This is a genomic window from Saccharomonospora saliphila YIM 90502 (genome assembly GCF_000383795.1).
Classification (GTDB): Bacteria; Actinomycetota; Actinomycetes; order Mycobacteriales; family Pseudonocardiaceae; genus Saccharomonospora; species Saccharomonospora saliphila.
This window is the reverse complement of record NZ_KB912712.1, coordinates 111,870-116,420: the sequence shown is the minus strand read 5'-3', so window position 1 is coordinate 116,420 and position 4,551 is coordinate 111,870. Positions and strand designations below refer to the sequence as shown.

The following is a 4,551-nucleotide window of genomic DNA, read 5'->3' as shown; positions in this document are numbered from 1 at the left end:
GCCCGTTCCGCGGTGGCGAGCTCGCGCACGCGCCAGGCGTTTCCGCGCAGGGCGGTGAACGCGGCCGCGGTCTCGACCATCGCCTCGACCGCGTGCTCCACCGGCACGCGCAGGCCCGAGTCGGTCCCGCCGAGCAGCAGCGCCCCGACCACATCGGACGATCCGGCGGTCACAGCCTGCCAGCACACGTCGGGGTCCTCGCCCGCCACGTCACCCCGTCCGTCGTCGAGGGCGAACAGGAACCGGCCCGGCAGCCCGGCCAGTTCCGCGCGGCCGCACACCGCCGTGTCCAGCCGGGACACCAGCGGGCGCACGTCGGCGAGGCCACCGCGCGCACCGGACAGCGGTGAGGCCAGGATGTTCCGGACGCGTTCGTGCGTGGCGCTGGGCAGCAGCCCCGCCCCACCGAGCAGCCGGGCGAGCGCGGCGGCGTCCCGGACACCGCGTAGCTGGACGTTGCCCCGGGAGGTGAGGTGGATCTCACCGTCGGCGAGTTCCTCCGCGCATGTCGCCAGCGCACGCGCCTGGTCGCGCGTGAGAAGCCCGCCGGGCACGCGGACACGCGCCAGCGCGCCGTCGGCGGCGTCGTGGGTGGCCACGACACCCGGACAGGCGTCGGCGCGCGAGCGGTTCAGAGCACACACGGCCCCTACTGTAGAGCGTGGTTGTGTGCGACCGGCTCCGCTCGTAGGTCCGGTCGATCAGATCACCTTGACGTCGGCGCGCCGCAGGCACGAGAGTGAGACGAACCAGGGAGGGCTGAGACGACGTGATTGTTCTTCTGTCCACATCGGACACGGACCTGTTGAGCGCGCGCGCCAGCGGCGCGGACTACCGCCTGGCGAATCCGGCGAGGCTCGACCTCGCCGAGTTGCCCGCGCTGCTCCGCGACGCACCCGTCGTGGTGGTGCGCATTCTCGGCACCGAACGCACCTGGGAGCAGGGCCTGCGCATGGTGCGCGAGAGCGGCGCCCACGTCGTCGTCCTCGGCGGTGAGCAGACCCCCGACGCGGAGCTGATGGCCCTGTCCACCGTGCCCGCCGGAATCGCCACCGAGGCGCATCAGTACCTGGCCCACGGCGGCCCGGCGAACCTCACGGAGCTGCACCGCTTCCTCTCGGACACCCTCCTGCTCACCGGCGAGGCCTTCGCACCCCCTGCCCCGCAACCCTCCTGGGGCTTCCTCCCCCTCCCGGACGGCGAGTCGCCCCGGACGACCACCGACGGCGCCCCCGGCGGCACACCCACCGACGGCCCGGTGGTGGCGATCCTGTACTACCGGGCGCACCACCTCGCCGGGAACACGGCGTTCGTCGAAACGCTCGCCGAGCAGGTGCGCGCCGCGGGCGGCAGGCCGATGCCGATCTTCTGCGCGTCCCTGCGCTCCCGCGAGCCGGAGATGCTGGACGAGCTGCGCAAGGCCGATGTGCTCCTGGTCACCGTGCTCGCGGCGGGCGGCACCCGCCCGGCGGGTGCGAGCGCGGGCGGCGACGACGAGTCGTGGGATGTCGCCGAGCTAGCCGCGCTGGACGTGCCGACGTTGCAGGCGATGTGCCTGACCAGCGACCGCGCCGCCTGGGAGGCCAACGACGACGGCCTCTCCCCGATGGACGCGGGCAACCAGATGGCCGTGCCCGAGTTCGACGGCCGGTTGATCACCGTGCCGTTCTCGTTCAAGGAGACCGACGCCGACGGCCTGCCGCGTTACGTGCCCGACGCCGAGCGCGCCGCACGGGTCGCCGGAATCGCCCTGGCCCACGCCCGCCTACGGCACACCCCGCCCGAGCGGCGCCGGGTCGCGCTGATGCTGTCGGCCTACCCCACCAAGCACTCGCGCGTCGGCAACGCCGTCGGCCTCGACACCCCGGCCTCCGCCGTGGAGCTGCTGCGCCGGATGCGCGCGGCGGGCTACGACTTCGGCGAGGACGGCACGGCCCCGTTCCCGGGTGTCGACCCCACCGGCACCGACCAGCCCGACGGTGACGCGCTGATTCACGCGCTGATCGCCGCCGGTGGTCAGGACCCCGAGTGGCTCACCGAGGACCAGCTCGCCGGGAATCCGATCCGCGTTTCCGCCGAGCGCTACCGGGAGTGGTTCGACGCGCTGCCCGCCGCCCTGCGCGAGGCCATGATCGAGCACTGGGGCCCGCCGCCCGGCGACCTCTACGTCGACGACGGCGACATCGTGCTCGCCTCGCTGCGCGCGGGCAACGTGGTGCTGATGATCCAGCCTCCGCGCGGGTTCGGGGAGAACCCGGTGGCGATCTACCACGACCCCGACCTGCCGCCGACCCACCACTACCTGGCCACCTACCGCTGGCTCGAAGAGGAGTTCGGCGCGCACGCCGTGGTGCACCTGGGCAAGCACGGCTCCCTGGAGTGGCTGCCCGGCAAGAGCGCGGGGCTCTCGCCCGCCTGCGCGCCGGACGCGGTGCTGGGCAACCTGCCGATGATCTACCCGTTCCTGGTCAACGACCCGGGCGAGGGCGCACAGGCCAAACGCCGGGCGCACGCCACCATCGTCGACCACCTGGTGCCGCCGATGGCCCGCGCCGAGACCTACGGCGACATGGCACGGCTGGAGCAGTTGCTCGACGAGCACGCCAACATCGCCGCGATGGACCCACCGAAGCTACCCGCCATCCGGCAGCAGATCTGGACGCTGATCCAGGCGGCCAAGCTCGACCACGACCTCGGCATCACCGAACGCCCGCACGACGCCGAGTTCGACGACTTCCTGCTGCACGTGGACGGCTGGCTGTGTGAGGTCAAGGACGCCCAGATCCGCGACGGCCTGCACGTGCTCGGCGCCGCGCCCACCGGCGAGGCGCGAGTGAACCTGGTGCTGGCGATGCTGCGCGCCCAGCAGGTCTGGGGTGGCACGGTCGCCGCCCTGCCCGGCCTGCGCAGCGCCCTCGGCCTTCCCGACAACGCGTCCGCCGCCGAGGTGGACGCTGTCGAGTCCACCGCTCGCTCGCTGGTCGAGGCCATGGAGGAGCGCGGCTGGGCCACCGAGGCCGTCGACGAGGTGGCCGAGGGTCGGCCCGCCGCCGTCGCCGAGGTGTTGCGCTTCGCCGCCTCCGAGGTCGTCCCGCGCCTGGCCGGCACCTCGGGGGAGCTCGACGCGGTGCTGCACGCCCTCGACGGCGGCTACATCCCCGCCGGTCCGAGCGGGTCACCCCTGCGTGGACTGATCAACGTGCTGCCCACGGGGCGCAACTTCTACACCGTCGACCCGAAGGCCGTGCCCAGCAGGCTCGCCTGGGAGACCGGTAAGGCACTGGCCGACTCGCTGCTCGACCGCTACCGCGCCGAGAACGGGGACTGGCCCCGCTCGGTGGGCCTGTCGGCGTGGGGCACCTCGGCCATGCGGACCGCGGGCGACGACGCCGCCGAGATCCTGGCACTGCTCGGCGTGCAGCCGGTGTGGGACGAAGCGTCCCGCCGGGTCACCGGCATCGAGGCGATCCCGCTGGCGGAACTGGGCAGGCCCCGCATCGACGTCACCGTGCGCATCAGCGGGTTCTTCCGCGACGCCTTCGGGCACGTGGTGGACCTGCTCGACGACGCCGTGCGCCTGGTGGCCGGTCTCGACGAGCCGGAGTCGGACAACTTCGTCCGCGCCCACGCCCGCGCCGACCTCGCCGCGCACGGCGACGAGCGGCGCGCCACCACCCGGATCTTCGGCTCGAAACCCGGCACCTACGGCGCGGGCCTGTTGCAGCTGATCGACGCGGGCAACTGGCGCGACGACACCGACCTCGCCGAGGTCTACGCCGCCTGGGGCGGCTACGCCTACGGCCGCGACCTGGACGGCGCGCCCGCCCGGGACGACATGGAACGCTCGTACCGGCGCATCGTGGTGGCCGCGAAGAACACCGACACCCGCGAGCACGACATCGCCGACTCGGACGACTACTTCCAGTTCCACGGCGGCATGATCGCCACGGTCCGGGCGCTCACCGGCTCGGCACCCACCTCGTACGTCGGTGACAGCACCACGCCCGACGCGGTGCGCACGCGCTCGCTGACCGAAGAGACCGCACGGGTGTTCCGGGCGCGCGTGGTCAACCCGCGCTGGCTGGCGGCGATGCGCCACCACGGCTACAAGGGCGCGTTCGAGATGGCCGCCACGGTGGACTACCTGTTCGGCTTCGACGCCACGGCGGGCGTGGTCGACGACTGGATGTACGAGCGGCTCTCGCGGGACTACGTGCTCGACAAGCGGAACCAGGACTTCCTCGCCGAGTCCAACCCGTGGGCCCTGCGCGGCATCATCGAGCGGCTGAACGAGGCCGCCGACCGCGGCCTGTGGTCGGAGCCGGACCCGGAGCTGCTCGACGCGCTGCGCGAGGTCTACCTGCGCATCGAGGGCGATCTGGAAGACTCGTGAGCACGGGCCCGACCGCGCCGCGTCCGGGCGGCACCGGGTCGCCGGGCCACGCGACGCTGGCGGAGGCGGTGCGGATGGCCTTCGGCACGTTCACGGCCTGGCCCGTGTCGGCGCCCGCGGTGATCGACCGCCGCGTGGGGGTGCGGCGATGCTGCTCG

1 protein-coding gene and 1 pseudogene are annotated in these 4,551 nt (G+C 73.3%); one reads left to right on the top strand and one right to left on the bottom strand.

The window, feature by feature from the left end; genetic code table 11:
- Positions 1-644, bottom strand: a pseudogene (locus SACSA_RS23635) (precorrin-3B synthase); the annotation flags it as partial.
- A gap of 125 nt (positions 645-769) precedes the next feature.
- Between SACSA_RS23635 and cobN the strand changes: the two are divergent.
- The gene (gene cobN, locus SACSA_RS0118135; RefSeq protein ID WP_019819151.1) at positions 770-4,393 is read left to right on the top strand and encodes a cobaltochelatase subunit CobN; all 3,624 of its coding nucleotides are present in this window, start codon (positions 770-772) and stop codon (positions 4,391-4,393) included.
- Positions 4,394-4,551: the final 158 nt, after the last annotated feature.